This window comes from Burkholderia sp. LMU1-1-1.1 (assembly GCF_040675865.1).
Taxonomy (GTDB): Bacteria; Pseudomonadota; Gammaproteobacteria; order Burkholderiales; family Burkholderiaceae_D; genus Rugamonas.
This window is the reverse complement of the sequence record NZ_JBEGHG010000004.1, coordinates 13,609-30,415: the sequence shown is the minus strand read 5'-3', so window position 1 is coordinate 30,415 and position 16,807 is coordinate 13,609. Positions and strand designations below refer to the sequence as shown.

Here is a 16,807-nt window from a genome sequence, read left to right as displayed (position 1 = left end):
ATTCTTAGGTCAGACGGGAACAGTCAGCAATTCAATGCTGATAGATCGTTCCCAAATTGCCGCTGCCCGCCTGCGCGACGCTGGCTACGAAGCCGTCACCGGCCTGGATGATCGTCGCGACATTTGCCGGCTGCAAGCCCGAAAGCGCAACCCCGCTCTGCACGATGGTAGCGGCATTCAGATTTCCGGTCTGCATGATGGACGATCCGTTAAAGCTCAAACTCTTGGTGACGCTCGCCGTATTGGCGTCGCCATTTTGAATAATGGACGAAGGGTTGCGGCCGCCGTTGCTGGTCAGCGCGGCCTGATTGTCCATGCCGTTTTGCACAACCGACATACCTTCGCCGAAAGTGCTGCTGCTCCTGACGACAGTGGCATTGTTGCGCATGCCAGTCTGGGACATCCTGATACCGCCGGTGAAAGCGTCCGAATACTGGGTAAGGTTTGCCACGTTGCCGATGCCGTCTTGCGTGATGAAGGGGCCGCCATATGCGGCGCCGTTCTGATCGACGGTGATGATATTGTCGGTGCCCGTTTGACGGGTCCGCACGAGATTGTCCACGTTGGATTGATTGATGTAGGCGGCATTGCGCGTCCCTGTCTGCAACGCCTCGACCGCCGGTGAAAAATTGCTCACCTGGCTGATCAGCACTAAATTGTCGTCGCCGGCCTGGTTGACGGTCGCGGTGGCATGGGTGCCCGTCCGCTGCTGCAGGACGCCGGCAAGGTTGCGGTTGCCATCTTGCGTGATGGTGGCCGCGCCTCTTGACTCCCTCTGCACGATGCCCCCCTCCAGCATGGCGCCCCCGGCGATATTGTCATTGCCGGTTTGCGTGATCACGGCCTGGGTGCGGAGCGCCGTCTCCTGTTCGATCCCCGCGCTGTTGTTGGTGCCGGTTTGCGTCAAAGTCGCCATACTCCGCTGCGCCAGGCCGTCCTGGCTGTACGTCAACGACATGACGAAGGATGCAGCCAGGGCGGCTGCGGACAAGGTGGTTTTCATGATCGTCTCCCGAGGTTCTGTCTCGAGTATAGGAGCCGCCACCCCGTCAAATTTGACGACGGTCAGGTGGAGCGGCGATCGCTGAAAATGACCGTTCTGGACGGCGACCACTTGCCGCGCCGCCCCGACATCAAGTCGTGCCACCCATCCAGAACTTCCATTCCGCCTTTTGCTTCGCCGAATTCAACCGGGACTTTTGCCAACTCGCCTTGTCGTCCAGTTTCTGCCATGGCTGCTTGCCTGCGGCGGTCGTGGAGGCAACGTACTGCCGCCAGCGATAATGATCGTAGACCGAGATGATATGCGCCGCATACGACTCCGCCACGCTACGGTCGCCCTCGATGACCAGGAAATTCTCGTCATTGCTTTCCGACGCCATCTCGGAGAAATTGTGCGAGCCGGTGACGACGACCGGATGCGCGCCGAACGGGTCAATGCACATGACCTTGCTGTGCACGAGGACCGAGATTTTCCCGCCCCGCATGAACTCCTTGGCCCAGAACGAAAACTGCTGCTTGATGCCGGAAGGCGTGAACACGTCCAGGTTCATCGGATCCAGTTTGCCGCCGCCGACCAGCTCCGCCATCAGCGCGCCGTCCGCGCCGCCGACAAACCGGTTCAACACGCCGCGCACGAATTGCCCTTGCGCGCGCTCCTCCAGAATATCGAGCACCGGACCGTTCGGACCGGGCATGAAGGAGAGGAACAAGATGCCGTCCTGCGCGCCCTCGACCAGCGCTTGAAGACGCTTGAGGTCGGCGTTCTTGACCGTCGGCGTGAACCACGGCTCGATCTTCGCAGGAACGGAGGTGCCGGCATCGGGCGCCGCATTGCTCGTCTTCAAGGTCGACGGCGCCTTGCTTTCCGCCTCGGCAAGACGGTGCCACTGCGCCAGGTATTGCGTGGCCAGCTCCGCGCTCTCGATCAGCACCGCATTGTTTATTTGAGTAAAAAGTCCGGTCGGCGTCAGATTGGTGGACCCGGTCCAAACGGCCACGGGCCGGTCGCCATCCAGTACCACGATGAACTTGTTGTGTCCCAGCGCGCCCACTTTGCCGGGACTGGCGGTCATGCGGTCGATGACGACGCAGCCCGCCTCGTGCACCTTCGCCCTGCCCTCGGCGTTGGCATCCGGTTCCGCCACCTTGGTGCTGCCGTTGGCCAATACGATGTTGGCGCGCGGTCCTAGGTCGCAAAAGCGCCGCGTGACCTCCTCGTCCTCCAGCTCGAAGAGGGCTGCGTACAAACTGATGTTTGGGTTGCCGTCGGCGTTGTCGAACAGCTGGCGCAGCGCCAGGATCAGCGAACCACCGCAGAAATCGCGCAGGAATTCGCTGGAGACGTCCGATATCCGCTCGACCAATTCGGTTCCCGTCTCGATCTCCATCTCGGCGGCGACCTTGGCCATCCAGCGCGACGCGGCCATGGGGCGATTGAAGAAGCAGCTGAGCCGTCCGCCGGCCGGCTGGACGGCATGGACCTCGACCCATGCACTGGCCCACTCTTCCCGTGGCTCCAGCGCGCCCGGCTTGCCGACCATCGGAACGACGCGATACCTGGCACGATCATTGAAGCTCACCTCGTGGTCCGTCCAGCTATAGCGCTGAAACGGCCAGACATCCGAAGGCTGCCGCTGATCGGGCCCGCCGCCGATATCCTTGGCGAAGCCGACGCGGTTCAGCAGGAACTCGGCTTGATCCAGTGGCCGGTTCTCGTCATCGCTTTCCAGCCACACCCGCTCGATGGCGAAGCCTATGCAATTTTCCAGTTCCCCGGCCTTCCAGATCAGAAAGGCATCGTCGGTGTTGCAATACACATTGAGTTGGACTTGGCCCATCTGTTCCTCCGTGCCGAAAGTTTAGAAAGCGGGAAATTGACAATCTCAAGCGGGGACAACGCAATGACAGTAGCAGCGGCGCATGACCGGAACATGTCAAAACAACATAGATTTTTGCTATCAATTATGCTCGGAGACGGCCGCCTCACATCTCCCACTGGAACTTCATCGTCAACGACTTGCTCACCGTATCCGGCGCGCGCGTCTTGTCGCGCGAATAGCCGACCGACAGCGAGCGGCCGTGGCGCCACAGGTGGCGATACAGCAGCGAGCGGTGCACCTGCCGCTCGGCCCACGGCTCCAGGCCGGAGACGCCGTCGTCGCGCCGCGCCGCCGAGGTGTTCTGCGCCAGCAGCCGCAGCGAATCGGCGGGCGTGAAGTGCAGCATGCCCAACCAGCGCCAGCCGTTGTCGACGAAGGCCGGCCGCCCGAGCGTGCCCTGCACCCAGGCGCGGTTGACGCGCTGGTCCAGCTCCATCGCCCAGCCGCGCGGCAACGCGAAGCGCAGGCCCAGCTCCACCAGCGCGTTGCCGCCCCGGCCAACGCGGTCGGCGTCGACGTCGAGCTGCTTGCCCAGGGTCACTTCGGACTTGAGCTTGGTGATCCACGGCAGCGGCGACGTTTCCAGACCGAAGTGCAGCGCCGGCACATCGTGCAGCCGTCCCGCGCGGCGCCCGCGCTGCTGGTCGAAACCCAGGTTGGCCCAGAAATCCGTCTGGCGCGCTGCGCGGAACCAGATACCCGGTTGCAGCTTGCGCTCGACGATCTGGTTGGCTTGCTGGCCCGAGAACGCATCGGACACCGTGCGGATCTCATGCAGCCCCAAGTGCGCTTCCATCTCGTACGCCTCGAACGCCGTGTCCATCACGCCCAGCCGCTGAGGACCCAGCCTGCGGTTGAGGTTGATGTCGGTCTTGACGATGCCTGTCTGCGGCACAAAACCATTGTCGTTGACGAAACCGGGACCGACGGCCTCCAGTTTCAATTCGTTCCACCAGTCCTCTGACAGGTGCGTGTACTTGCCCGACAGGTAAGCGCCGTTGCGCGACCGCACCCGCACCACGTCGGCCACCGGTTCGGTGACGAAGCCGGCGCTGGTCTGCGAATGCATCAGCAGCCAGGTCGCCTGCCGGCCGTCGCCCCGCCATTGGCCGTCGAAGCCGAACACCTGGTTGCTGCCGGCGTCGCCATAGTCGCGCTGAGAGACGAAAGCGCCCAGCAGCGCGCCGTCGGCGTGCCAGCGCGCGCGCAGCAGGCTGGTCAGGGTACGCCGCGTTTGATCGTACTCGGCAGTCTCGTACGGTCCGCCGCGCAGCACGACGCCGCCCTCCTGGTCGCGCAGGCTCATCGCCGTGGCGTCGGCCTGCGCCGCGCGCCAGGTGCCGCGCAGGCCCCATTCCGGGTCGGCCACCGTGCGCGAGTAGAACGCCGCCAGCGGCAGTCCCAGCACGTCGGCGCTTTCAAGAAAGAAGCCACGCTTCTCCGGCAGGCTCAGCGCGATGCGGCTGGCGCCCGAGGACGTCGGCTCGTCGATCTCGACCTGGGAAAAATCCGGGTTCAGCGTGGCGTTGAAGACCATGTCCGCGCGCGGGCGGGCGTTGATCTCCAGCCCCAGGCTGGCTTTGTTGGCGCGCTGCCGGCCGGCGCTGTCGGTGTCGCTGTTCGAGCGCAAGGTCAGCTCCGGCTTGACTTCGAGGAAGCTGCGGTCGCGCACGGCGGCGACCGTGCCACCCATGCCGTCGATGTCCTGCATCACGCCGATATGGCCGATGGTGTCGGTGGTCAGCGGGGTGCTGGTCAGCAGCAGGCCGCCGGCGTGCGGCACGTTGCGTTCGATCATCACGCGCCAGGCCTTGCCGTCGGCATAGGGGAAGCGCAGGTTCGACAGCGGCCAGCGCACTTCCATGCTGTAGCCGTCGGGCAGGCGCTGGACGGCGGCGTCGATCGGGAAATCGGGACCGAGATCGGACTCGTCCTCGTCGGCGCGGTACATGCCGTCGTTCAGCACGCCGGCGGTGTTGACGCGTACGAACTGGGCCGCGCGGCCGTGGCCGGTCGGATCGAGCCAGATGCCGATGAAGTCCTGGTCCGTGCCGACCTTGTCGCGCCGCGCCAGCGAGCCGCGCAGGTTCTCCGGCGCGGGGTCCCAGGCGCGGATGCCGAACACCAGTGCGCCGTCGTCGATCAGCAGGCGCACGGTGGTGCGCAGCGCGGCCGGCGCGGCGTTGCCGCTGTTGGGCAGAAACTCGTGGAAGGTGTCGAACTCCGGGGCATTGCGCCAGGCGTCCTCGTCCAACGCGCCGTCGATCCTCACCGGCGAAGTGTGGTCGATCAGGCGTGCAGGCAATGGCAAGACCTTGCGCTGCTCGCGCCCGGCGGTCTCCAGCGCCTGGACCTCGCAAGTGGCAGCCAGACCGGAAAGAAACAGCATGCCGATGCCGACCCGGGCATTGCTCGCAGCTTTGCTCAAAACTTTGATTAAATGATCCACCGCCACCTTCAACTCAATCGCAGTCAAGCGCGCTGCGCGGGCGGTAGTTTAAACTAAAGAAATATCTTTTTGAGAACTTTTTTGAACGGGCATCGCTCGCTGTTCGACATGACCGGCATTGTGAAATCCACCAATCCGCGTAATGATTCTTCCCATCTGAACCTGGAAGCATGGTTTCGCTCATTCTTATCTGCTAATCTTTTTTCCGAAACAAGCAACCCACCGAGCGACCTCGGCCACCATATCGGCGGCCCTCGTCTTATCGGCGCGGAGTACGCGAGGTACTCCAGTGAGCGCTGCAAAAAGCAGCGCCTATAACTGGAGACATGTCATGCGCATCGCCAACCTGGGCCCGAAACAACGGCCTGTTCCTGTATCGTCCTTCGTGGCTTCGGCCGTGGCCGCCGCGCTGCTGTGCGCCCAGCCACTGGCGCTGGCGCAGGACACGCGCGACGTGCGCGAGCCAACCCTGCCGAAGTCCTGCGCGGTCGTGGCCGCCGACGCCGCCACACCCGGCCGCGACGACGCCGCGCGCATACAGAAAGCCATCGACCTATGCACCCAGGGCGGCGCGGTCCACCTGGCGGCGGGCGGCGACAACAAGGCCAACACCAGTTTCACCGCCGGCCCGCTGACAATCGGCAACGGCGTCACCCTGGTGGTGGATGCCGGCGTCACGCTGTACGCCAGCACCAATCCGATGCTGTTCGACCAGGGCGAAAAAACCTGCGGCACGCTTGATGCCGCCGGCAAGGGCTGCCGCCCCTTCATCACCGTCAACGGCGCCAGGGGCGCCGGTATCATGGGCGACGGCGCCATCGACGGCCAGGGCGGCCAACCGATCGACGGCAAGCCCGAAACCTGGTGGCAGATCGCCCGCCGCGCGCAAAAGGAAAAGCTGCGCCAGAACGTGCCGCGCCTGATCCAGATCGACAACGCGCGCGACTTCACGATGTACCGCATCACCTTGCGCAACTCGCCCAACTTCCACGTCGCCCTGAACAAGGTGGACGGCTTCACCGCCTGGGCCGTGCGCATCGATACGCCGCATGACGCGCGCAACAGCGACGGCATCGACCCCGGCGCCTCGCGCAACGTGACCATCGCCCACAGCTACATCCGCACCGGCGACGACAACATCGCCATCAAGGCCGGCAACAACGGCATGAGCGAGAACATCTCGATCCTGCACAACCACTTCTACAGCGGCCACGGCATGTCGATCGGCAGCGAAACCAACGGCGGCGTGCGCAACGTGCTGGTGGACGACCTGGACATGGACGGCACCACCTCCGGCCTGCGCATCAAGAGCAACGACCGGCGCGGCGGCGTGGTCGGCGGCATCGTCTACCGCAACGTCTGCCTGCGCAACAACCGCTGGCCGCTATATGTCGACACCAACTACGAACCCGGCCCGGCCGGCCAGCTGATCCCGTCGTACACCGGCGTGCGCATGGAAAGCGTGCACAGCCTGACGCCGGGCCAGGTGATCCTGCAAGGCTACGACGACGCCCATCCGCTGCGGCTGACGCTAAAGGATGTGGTGGTGGACGGCAACCCGCCGGTCAAGACCTCGTCCATCAAGCTCGACGGCCAACTCAACGCGCCGGACGCGAGTGCGCTCGATTGCGCCAAGCGCTTCGTCCCCTTCCCCGAGGGCCCGGAGGGCTGGCCGGTCAAAGTCGCGCGGCAATGATCATGCGGCTCCTTTTTTTCGTCCTCCTCGGAGCGGCGTTGCCGCTGCATGGCCACGCCGCCGGCGCGCCGCAGTTGAAACTGTCGCCTGCGGCGCGCGCCGCCGATGTCCAGATCGATACGCCACTGCGGATCGCCTTCGATAAGCCGCCGGTGCTCGGCACCGAAGGCGCGGTCCGCATCTACCGCGTCGCCGACCGCGCCCTGGTCGACGAGCTGCGCGCCGGCGAAGACGTCGATGTCATCGGCAACGCGCAACAGGAATACAAGCGCGTGGTGCGCTACACCCCGATCATCGTGCGAGGCACGACCGCGACCATACGCCCGCGCAGCGCCAAACTCGACTATGACACCGAGTACGAAGTCGTCGTCGATGCCGGCGTGTTCACCAGCGCCAGCATCGCCCCTTGGACTTTCCGTACCCGCGCGGCGGCGCCGGCCGGCGACAGCCTCAGCGTCGACGATGACGGACCGGCCGACTTCCGCACCGTTCAGGGCGCGCTCAACCACGCGATGCGCCGGTTGCCGCGCGCGGCGCCGGTATCGATCCGCATCGCCAACGGCCGCTACGACCAGTTGCTATACCTGCGCGGCAAGGACAACGTCACCTTGCATGGCGAAAGCCGGGATGGCGTCATCCTGGAAGCGACCAACAACGACGGCATCAATCCGGGAACCGGCGCCGGCCGGGGCCCGCTGACACCGGCCGCCAACGGCGGCCGCTCGGTGTTCCTGATCGAGGACGCCGACATTGTGACGCTCGACAATCTCACGCTGATCAACAACTCCGTACGCGCGCACAGCAAGGGTGGACAGGCCGAGACGCTGGTCTTCAGTAGCGACCGGGGGCGCCTGGTGGCGCAAAACGCCAGCTTCTTCAGCGAGCAGGACACGATCCAGGTCAAGGGCTACTCGTGGTTCCATCGCACGCTGATCGCCGGCAATGTCGACTTCATCTGGGGCGGCAACCGCGCGGCGCTGTTCGAGGACAGCGAGATCCGCACCGTCGGAGACAGCGCCCATGCCGGGGGCGGCGGCTACATCGTGCAGGCGCGCACCGTCGCGGCGGGGGAGCCGGGGTTCGTGTTCCTCAACAGCCGGTTGACGCACGGTCCGGGACCGCTGGGGAACGATGTGCCGGCGGGCAAAGCCTACCTCGCACGGCAGGGACCGCCGGCGACGTGGGACAACGTCAGCTTTATCAACTGCCGGATGGACAGTCATATCGCCGCGCAGGGCTGGGCTCCGAAGAAACCGCAAACGCCGGAGGCCAGGCCGGGCGCCGGCTGGGGCGAGTTCGGCAGCATGGACCTGGCGGGGCGGCCGCTGGATTTGAGCCAACGCACGGCGGGGCATGTGCTGACGGCGGAGCAGGTCGCCGCCCGCTTCGGGAGCCGCCAGCAAATATTCAGGAGTTTCGATGAGGGCAAGGGCTGGGCCCCTTCCGCACAAACACCAACACAAACACTTAGGGCGGATTAGCGCAGCGTAATCGGCCATGGTTGAGCCGCCGACGGCGCATGCATGGCCTATTTCCGATGTCTTCACGAGTTTTACCGTTGTACCGCTTCACCACAGACGTTCCATTATAAAAAAATAGGAGACTGAACATGACAACCACCACCAACCCCCGGCTCGTCCTCAGCGCCATCACCCTCGCGGTGCTGGCCCTGACCAACCCGGCTTATGCGCAGCAAACCGACGACAGCATGACCCGCGTCGAAGTCACCGGCTCGTCGATCAAGCGCATCGCCACCGAGAACGCCCTGCCCCTGACCACCTACAAGGCCGAGGAGCTGGAAGCCCAGGGCCTGACCACGATGTCCGAGGTCGCCACCTCGCTGGTCACCGGCGCCACCAACGAGCCGGTCGGCGGCGGGGGCGGCGGCACCATGATCAATATGCGCGGCCTGAACACCAACCGCACGCTGGTGCTGCTCAACGGCCGGCGCCTGCCCAACGAGGCGATCGGCGCCAGCTCGGTCAACGTCGATGTCGTGCCGATGAGCGCGGTCGAGCGGGTCGAGGTGCTGCGCGACGGCGCCTCGGCCATCTACGGCACCGACGCCATCGCCGGCGTCATCAATTTCATCACCAAGCGCACCGTCAACAAGGTCAGCCTGAGCGCCGGCATCGTCCAGCCGCAACGCTCCGGCGGCGGCGAGCAGCAGCGCGTCTCCATCACCGGCGGCACCGGCGACCTGAAAAAGGACGGCTGGAACGTCTTCGCCGCGTTCGACATGCAGCGCCGCACGTCCCTGATGCAAAAGAGCCGTCCGGAAATCTGGGACGCGAATCGCATCGCGCAACTGGGCGGCACCGTCTTCACCAGCAACACCTCCGGCTCCTCGTCGTCGCCGGCCAACTACACCGTCTACAACAACGGCAAGCCGACTACCACCACCGGCAACCCCTATTGGGCCACCGGCTGCGGCAGCAACTACGACGCACCCTACAGCCTGGCCTCGACCAAGGCGTCCGGCGCCGGCGCCAAAACCTGTATCCTCGACCCGACACTGTACCCGCAACTGCTGCCCGACAACAAGCAAACCACGCTGTTCACCAAGGCCTCGATCCGCCACGGCGAGGACAAGCTGTTCACGGTGGAAATGCTCAACACCGAGTCCTACATCGACGCGCTCAATCCGCCGCAGGTGTTCGGCGCGCAAACCGATTACGACAAGCTCAACCCCGGCGTGCGCAAGCCGCTGTTCATCAACCGCAGCAGCAAGTGGTATCCGGGCGGCAGCGGCGGCGTGCCGGCCGTGGCCGGCGTCACCGGCCAGGACCTGGCGCTGACGTGGAGCCTGGACGAACTCGGCACGGCCGGCACCCACGACCGCCAGAACACCAACCGCATCGTCGTCGCCGACGAAGGCGCGGTCATGGGCTGGGACTACCGCGTCGGCTTCAACGCCGCCATGAGCGAGCGCCGGGTCGGCTACAAAAGCGGCTTCGTCACCACGCCGGAGCTGTACGCGGGCGTGGCCAACGGCACGCTCAATCCCTTCGGCAAACAGGACGCCGAGGGCCGCGCCTATCTCGACAGCATCAGCGTCGATGGCGAAAACTACCGCACCGCCCGCGTCAAGTATTTCGGGCCGGACTTCAACCTGTCGCGCGAGTTGATGCCGCTCGAAGGCGGCTCGCTGGCGATCGCCGTCGGCGGCGACCTGCATCGCGAAATGTATAGCGACCGCACCAGCATGCTGGCCAACGCGGTGACCTACAAGACGTCCGGCGCGCCGGGCACCAATCCCAAGGGCGCGCGCACCATCGGCGGCCTATACATGGAGCTCGACGCCCCGCTGACCAAGCAGCTCGACCTCACCCTGGCGGCCCGCGCCGACCACTTCAGCGATTTCGGCTCGACCTTCAACCCGAAGGCCAGCGTACGCTGGGAACCGCACACCGCCGTCATGCTGCGCGGCACCGCCAGCACCGGCTTCCGCGCGCCAACCTTGCCGGAGCTGTACGGCGCGGCACGCACCCGGACGCCGTCGGTCAACCGCTGGGACGACCCGCTGCTGTGCCCGAGCCCGACGCCGTCGCAGCCGAACACCGGTTCGCTGACCACCGACCCGCGCTACGCCGGCCTCAACCTCGATCCGGCGCGCGTCTGCAACACCCAGCTGACCACCCTGACCGGCGCCAACCCGGACCTGCAACCGGAGGAATCGCGCACCTACACCGCCGGCATCGTTCTCGAGCCGGTCAAGAACATGATGCTGTCGTTCGATGTCTGGGACATCAAGATGAAAGGCACCATCGCGCAGATCACCGAGGACACCATCTTCTCCGACGTCAACCGCTACAACAACCTGTTCACGCGCAATCCGGACGGCACCCTCGACTACATCGTCGTCACCCGCATGAACATGGGCGGCCTGCACACGCGCGGGGTCGACGTCAGCTTCCGCTACGTCGTGCCGACCAAGCAGTGGGGCAAGTTCGGCGTCAACCTCGACGGCACCTATGTCGACCAGTACGAAGGCCAGAACGACGCCGGCGGTGCCTGGGTCGACAGCGTCGGCCGTCCGGGCGCGCTGGCGACCGGTTCGACCTCGGCCAACACCTACATCTTCAAATGGAAGCACAACCTGCGCTTCTCGTGGAACTACGCCAGGTTCGGGGCGCAGCTGACGCAGTCCTATACCTCCAGCTACGAGGACACCAACGCGCTGCCGACGCAGAAACCGGGCCAGCCATTCCACAACGTCATCGACCACTACATCCTATATAACCTGAGCACGAACTACAAGTTTTCGGATAACCTGAAGGTAACCTTGGGCGTCAACAACCTGCTGAACGAAGAACCGCCGCTGTCGAACCAGCGCTTGAGCTCGCGCGTGGTGTTTGCGCAAAACATCGCCAAGCCGATCGGCCGCGCCTATACCTTGCGTGCCGAATACACCTTCTGATGCCATGACCATGAAAACAATGAACCGTCACAAAATCGCCGGCGCCATGTTGCTGCCGCTCGCGCTGGCCGCCTGCCAGACCGCCCAGGGCGACGGGCCGGCCAAGCCATCCTCCGCGCCCTGGGTATCGGACCTCGGCAACGGCCAGTACAAGAATCCCGTGCTGCACGCCGACTATTCCGACCCGGACGCGATCCGCGTCGGCGACACTTATTACATGACCTCGTCGAGCTTCAACAGCGCGCCCGGCCTGCCGCTGCTGACCTCCAAGGACATGGTCAACTGGGAGCTGATCGGCCACGCCCTGCCGGCGCTGGTGCCGTCCGAACGCTTCGCCGTGCCGCGCCATGGCGAGGGCGTCTGGGCGCCGTGCCTGCGCTATCACGACGGCAAGTTCTGGATCTTCTACCCGGACCCGGACCACGGCATCTTCGTCATCACGGCGGACCGGTTCGACGGCCTGTGGAGCGCGCCCAAGCTGCTGCTGCCGGGCAAAGGCATCATCGACCCGACCCCGCTGTGGGACGACGACGGCAAAGCCTGGCTGCTGCACGGCTGGGCCAAGAGCCGGGCCGGCTTCAACAATATCCTGACCTTGCGCGGCATGGCGCCGGACGCCAGCAAGCTGCTCGACGCCAAAGGCACCACCCTCATCGACGGCAACGCGATCAAGGGCTACAAAACGCTGGAAGGGCCGAAGTTCTACAAGGCCAACGGCTACTACTACGTGTTCGCGCCGGCCGGCGGCGTCGAGGAAGGCTGGCAGTCGGTGTTCCGCTCGCGCAGCCTGAACGGGCCGTACGAAGTGCGCACCGTGCTCGAACAAGGAAAAACGGAGATCAACGGTCCGCACCAGGGCGCCTGGGTGCGCGCGCAGGACGGCAAGGACTGGTTCATCCACTTCCAGGACAGGGCCGCCTACGGCCGCGTAGTCCATCTGCAACCGATGCGCTGGGTCGACGACTGGCCGATCATGGGCGAAGCCGGGCCCAATGCGGGCGCCGGGCAGCCGGTGACCACCCACGTCAAACCGGTGGCCGGCGCGGCGGTCAAAACACCGCCCACCTCCGATGAATTCGATGGTTCCCGCCTCGGACTGCAATGGCAGTGGAACGCCAACAGCAACGCCAAGTGGTATTCGCTGAGCGAACGTCCCGGCCAGTTGCGCCTGTTCACCCAGGCGGCGCCGGATGCGGCCGACTATGTCCGCGCGGCGCCGTCCATCCTGGCGCAAAAACTGCCGGCGCCCGAGTTCGTCGTCAACACCCGCGTCCAGCTCAACGACGCCAACAACGGCGACCGTGCCGGCCTGATCGTCAACGCCATGCAATATGCCTGGCTGGGCCTGCGCAAGACGGCCGACGCCACCCAGCTGGTCTATACCACCTGCGGTCCGGCCGCGGTGCGCTGCAAGGAGACCGCGACCGTGGTGTTGCCGTCGGCGCCCTCGACGTTGTACTTGCGCATGAGCATGGCGCCCGGGGCGATGGCAAGCTTCGCCTACAGCACCGACAACGTGGCCTTCCAGACCGTGGGCCAGCCGCTCAAGATCAGCAAGGGCCGCTGGGTGGGCGCGCAGATCGGCGTGTTCAGCGTCGGCGACGGGGCTTACGGCAGCACTGGTGCCAAGGCGTCCAGCCTGGACGTCGACTACTTCCGCGTCACGGCGCAATGATGGAGATGAATAAAATGAACCAAGTAATGAACCCACAACGCCGCAACGTCCTGCGCGCGGCCTCGGCCGGTGCCATGCTCGGCGGTGCCGCGCCGCTCGCGCTCGGCCAGTCCGCACCCGCCGCCTCCGCCGATCCCTGGGACACGGCGCAGCGCATCATCGACCGCTTCGCCAAGCCGCTCGTGTTCCGCAAAGAAGATTTTCCGATCACCAAGTTCGGCGCCAAGCCGTGCAAGCTGGCCAAGGTCATCACCTCCGGCGGCGACGAGCCACTGCCGCGCATGTCGCCGGTCGCCAAGTCGCCGGACTGCTACCCCGCCATCGCCGCCGCCATCGCCGCCTGCAACAAGGCCGGCGGCGGCCGCGTGCTGATTCCCGCCGGCAGCTGGTACTGCGCGGGGCCGATCGTGCTGCTGTCGAACGTCAACGTCCATCTGGCGGCCGGCGCCGAGGTGTACTTCAGCGCCAACCCGAACGACTACGCCAAATACGGCGATATCGATTGCGGCAAGAACGGCAAGCTGGTGATCTCGCGCTGGCAGGGCAACGACGTGCTGAACTACTCGCCCATGATCTACGCCCACAACCAGCGCAACATCGCGCTGACCGGCGAGGACTGGACCAGCATCCTCAACGGCCAGGCCGGCGTGCCGTTCGAGACCGGCGGCGGCTCGTGGTGGGACTGGAGCGGCAAAAACAAGCAGGCGCCCATGCACGGGCGCAAGATCAATCCGGCCAATCCGGAGTCGCTGGCGGCGGTGGCACCAATGCTGTCGGACGCCGAGCGCGCGCTGATCCAGGGCACCCGGCCCGACTGGCGCACCGACTCGCGCTACCTGCCGGCGCTGTCCGAGGCGGGCGTGCCGGTGGCCAAGCGCATCTTCGGCATCGGCCACTACCTGCGCCCGTGCATGGTCGAGTTCGTCGGCTGCACCGACGTGCTGATGCAGGGCTACCAGTTGCTCGATTCGCCGTTCTGGCTGCACCACCCGGTCAACTGCCGCAACGTCCACTTCAGCAAGGTCCGGATGGAAAGCAAGGGCGCCAACAGCGACGGCTTCGATCCCGAGTCGTGCGACACCATCCTGGTCGAAGGCTGCCTGTTCAACACCGGCGACGATTGCATCGCCATCAAGTCCGGCAAGAACCGCGACATCGCCGAAGGTCCGACCCGCAACATGGTGATCCAGGACACCATCATGAACAGCGGCCACGGCGGGGTCACCTTGGGCAGCGAGATGGCAGCCGGCATCGAGCACGTGTACGCGCAGCGCATCGAATTCCGCAACATCCACTGGGACAGCGACCCGCTCGGCACGGCGATCCGCATGAAAACCAATATGAATCGCGGCGGCTTCCTGCGCCACTTCTACGTGCGCGACGTGACCGTGCCCAACGGCGTAAAGACGGTTCCCGGCTTTTACAATCCGCTGCCCGGCTCGGTCATCAAGCCGAAGACGGTCTCGACCAGCGGCGGCGGCCTGATCACCATCGACTGCGACTACGCGCCGGCCGACGACGACGTGCGCATCCGGCCGCCGTCGGTCTCACACGTGCACATCTCCAACGTCAAGGCCGGCAACGTCAAGATCGACGGCGCCGAGGTGTCGTGCTACCAGGCCATGGTGATCCTGGGACCGGTGGCGACCAGCTTCAACGGCAAGCCGGGCACGCCGGTGTTGCCGCTGACCGACATCACCATCACCGACTGCGACTTCGGCACGCCGCGCAACGCCGAGCAGCCGTGGTTCACCCACAACGTCAAGGGACTGACGTTGAAGAATGTGCGCATCGCCGGCAAGACCATCTCGACGGTCCTCGACACCTGACGCGGGGCTGACGATGACCACTCCAGCCCCCCATGCCGCCCGCCGCAACTTCATGCAGACCCTGGCGGGCGGCACACTGGCCCTGGCCGGCGGCCTGCCGGCGCAGCTGATGGCGGCGCCGGGCGCCTCCTCCGATCCCTGGCGCCAGGCGCAGGCCATCATCGACCGCGTGTCGAGCCCACTCACCTTCCGCGAGGAGGATTTCGTCATCACCGCGTTCGGCGCCCAGGCGTGCGAAGTGGTGCCGATCAACGCCTGGGTCGGCTCCAGCGAGCGCGCCGATATCCACACGCCGGCGCCGGGCGCGACCGATTGCTACCCGGCCATCAGCGCCGCCATCGCCGCCTGCCACAAGGCGGGCGGTGGCCGCGTGTTGATCCCGGCCGGCAACTGGCTGTGCGCCGGGCCGATCGTGCTGCTGTCGAACGTCCACGTGCATCTGGCCAAGGCCGCGCATGTCTACTTCTCGGCCAATCCGCTCGACTACGCGCGCCACGGCGAATTCGATTGCGGCGCCAACGGCAAGCTGTCGCTGACCCGCTGGGAGGGCAACGACTGCCTGAACTATTCGTCGCTGGTGTACGCCCACGGCCAACGCAACATCGCCCTGACCGGCGAGGACTGGACCTCCATCCTCGACGGCCAGGCCGGCGTGCCCTTCCCCGGCGATGCCGATTGCTGGTGGTCGTGGAAAGGCCGCGAGCGCAAAGGCGAGGTGCATGTGCCGTTCACCGTAGGCAAGGTGCAGGAGCGGCCGAATCCGCGCAACCGCCCGCTGGCCGAGATCGCGCCGCACCTTTCACCCGAGGAAGCGAAGAAGATCGAGGGCGACGATCCGTGGTTCCTGTCGGACTCCCACTATCTGCGCGCGCTGAGCGAGGCGCGCGTGCCGGCCAGGCAACGCGTCTTCGGCATCGGCCACTTCCTGCGTCCGCACATGGTGCAGTTCATCAGTTGCAAAGACGTGCTGCTGGCCGGCTACCAGACCACCAACACGCCGTTCTGGCAGCACAATCCGGTGGACTGCTCCAATGTGCATGTGAAAGGCATCTACGCCAACAGCATGGGCGCCAACAACGACGGCTTCGATCCGGAGTCGTGCCGCCACGTGCTGATCGAGGGCTGCCAGTTCAACACCGGCGACGATTGCATCGCCATCGATTCCGGCAAGGGCACCGATACGCAGTTCGGTCCGTGCGAGAACGTGGTGGTGCAGAATTGCCGCATGCACAGCGGCCATGGGGCGCTGACCTTGGGCAGCATCATGTCCGGCGGCATCCAGAACGTGTATGCGCAGAACCTGGTGTTTGAGAACGCCAACTGGAAGACGGACCCGCTCAACATCGCCATCCGGCTCAAGACCAATATGGCGCGCGGGGGGTTTCTGCGTAATTTCTACGTTCGGAATGTGCGGATACCTAACGGGATACGCACCACGCCGGCGTTTTACAAGCCGACGCCAGGGTCGGGGATTCCTGAGAAGACGGTGGCCGCCGGCGCCGGTGGCGTGATCACCTTCGACTGCGACTATAGCCCGCTGGACGATACCATCCGCACGCGGCCACCGTTGGTGACCAACGTGCATATCTCGGGTATTACGGTGGGCAATGTACAGACCAGGGATGGCAAGTTCTCGTGCTACCAGCCGATTGTGGTGCTGGGGCCGGTGGCGGTGAACTACAACGGGCCGGGCAAGCCGCGGATTCTGCCGGTGAGTAATGTCACCATCAGCGACTGCGACTTCGGGACGCCGGTGGCCAGGCAGCCGGCCTACCTTTATAACGTCAAGGACCTGGTGTTGAGGAATGTGACCATCGCCGGGAAGGTGCACAACCAGCGGTTGTCGTCGTAGGCGC

10 protein-coding genes are annotated in these 16,807 nt (G+C 65.3%); 7 read left to right on the top strand and 3 right to left on the bottom strand.

Annotated elements, in window-relative coordinates; translation table 11 throughout:
- Window positions 1-31: 31 nt before the first annotated feature.
- The 3 genes from MRBLMU1_RS04925 to MRBLMU1_RS04915 all read right to left on the bottom strand — a co-directional run bounded on the left by MRBLMU1_RS04925 (window position 32) and on the right by MRBLMU1_RS04915 (window position 5,271).
- Window positions 32-1,003 carry a hypothetical protein gene (locus MRBLMU1_RS04925; protein ID WP_363497877.1) on the bottom strand — a complete coding sequence of 324 codons (972 nt, stop codon included), beginning with the start codon at window positions 1,001-1,003 and terminating at the stop codon, window positions 32-34.
- 130 nt (window positions 1,004-1,133) lie between these two features.
- Window positions 1,134-2,840 (bottom strand): phospholipase D-like domain-containing protein, encoded by a 1,707-nt coding sequence (locus MRBLMU1_RS04920; RefSeq protein WP_363497874.1) that lies wholly within the window; start codon window positions 2,838-2,840, stop codon window positions 1,134-1,136.
- A gap of 145 nt (window positions 2,841-2,985) precedes the next feature.
- Window positions 2,986-5,271 carry a hypothetical protein gene (locus MRBLMU1_RS04915; RefSeq protein ID WP_363497872.1) on the bottom strand — a complete coding sequence of 762 codons (2,286 nt, stop codon included), beginning with the start codon at window positions 5,269-5,271 and terminating at the stop codon, window positions 2,986-2,988.
- A gap of 129 nt (window positions 5,272-5,400) precedes the next feature.
- On the opposite strand from MRBLMU1_RS04915, the gene MRBLMU1_RS04910 reads away from it, so the two are divergent.
- From MRBLMU1_RS04910 to MRBLMU1_RS04880, 7 genes are all read left to right on the top strand, one after another.
- The gene (locus MRBLMU1_RS04910) at window positions 5,401-5,649 is read left to right on the top strand and encodes a hypothetical protein (RefSeq protein ID WP_363497869.1); all 249 of its coding nucleotides are present in this window, start codon (window positions 5,401-5,403) and stop codon (window positions 5,647-5,649) included.
- 13 nt (window positions 5,650-5,662) lie between these two features.
- Window positions 5,663-7,027, top strand: a complete 1,365-nt coding sequence (locus tag MRBLMU1_RS04905; protein ID WP_363497866.1) for a glycoside hydrolase family 28 protein — start codon at window positions 5,663-5,665, stop codon at window positions 7,025-7,027.
- 2 nt (window positions 7,028-7,029) lie between these two features.
- Window positions 7,030-8,508: a pectinesterase family protein gene (locus MRBLMU1_RS04900; protein ID WP_363497863.1), complete on the top strand. Its 1,479-nt coding sequence runs from the start codon at window positions 7,030-7,032 to the stop codon at window positions 8,506-8,508.
- A gap of 128 nt (window positions 8,509-8,636) precedes the next feature.
- Window positions 8,637-11,447 (top strand): TonB-dependent receptor plug domain-containing protein, encoded by a 2,811-nt coding sequence (locus MRBLMU1_RS04895; protein ID WP_363497860.1) that lies wholly within the window; start codon window positions 8,637-8,639, stop codon window positions 11,445-11,447.
- A 19-nt stretch (window positions 11,448-11,466) separates the two neighbouring features.
- Window positions 11,467-13,122 carry a glycoside hydrolase 43 family protein gene (locus tag MRBLMU1_RS04890; RefSeq protein WP_363497857.1) on the top strand — a complete coding sequence of 552 codons (1,656 nt, stop codon included), beginning with the start codon at window positions 11,467-11,469 and terminating at the stop codon, window positions 13,120-13,122.
- A gap of 26 nt (window positions 13,123-13,148) precedes the next feature.
- Window positions 13,149-14,951, top strand: a complete 1,803-nt coding sequence (locus MRBLMU1_RS04885; protein ID WP_363497854.1) for a glycoside hydrolase family 28 protein — start codon at window positions 13,149-13,151, stop codon at window positions 14,949-14,951.
- A gap of 13 nt (window positions 14,952-14,964) precedes the next feature.
- On the top strand, window positions 14,965-16,803 hold the full coding sequence (locus MRBLMU1_RS04880; protein ID WP_363497851.1) for a glycoside hydrolase family 28 protein: 1,839 nt from the start codon (window positions 14,965-14,967) through the stop codon (window positions 16,801-16,803).
- Window positions 16,804-16,807 lie beyond the last annotated feature (4 nt).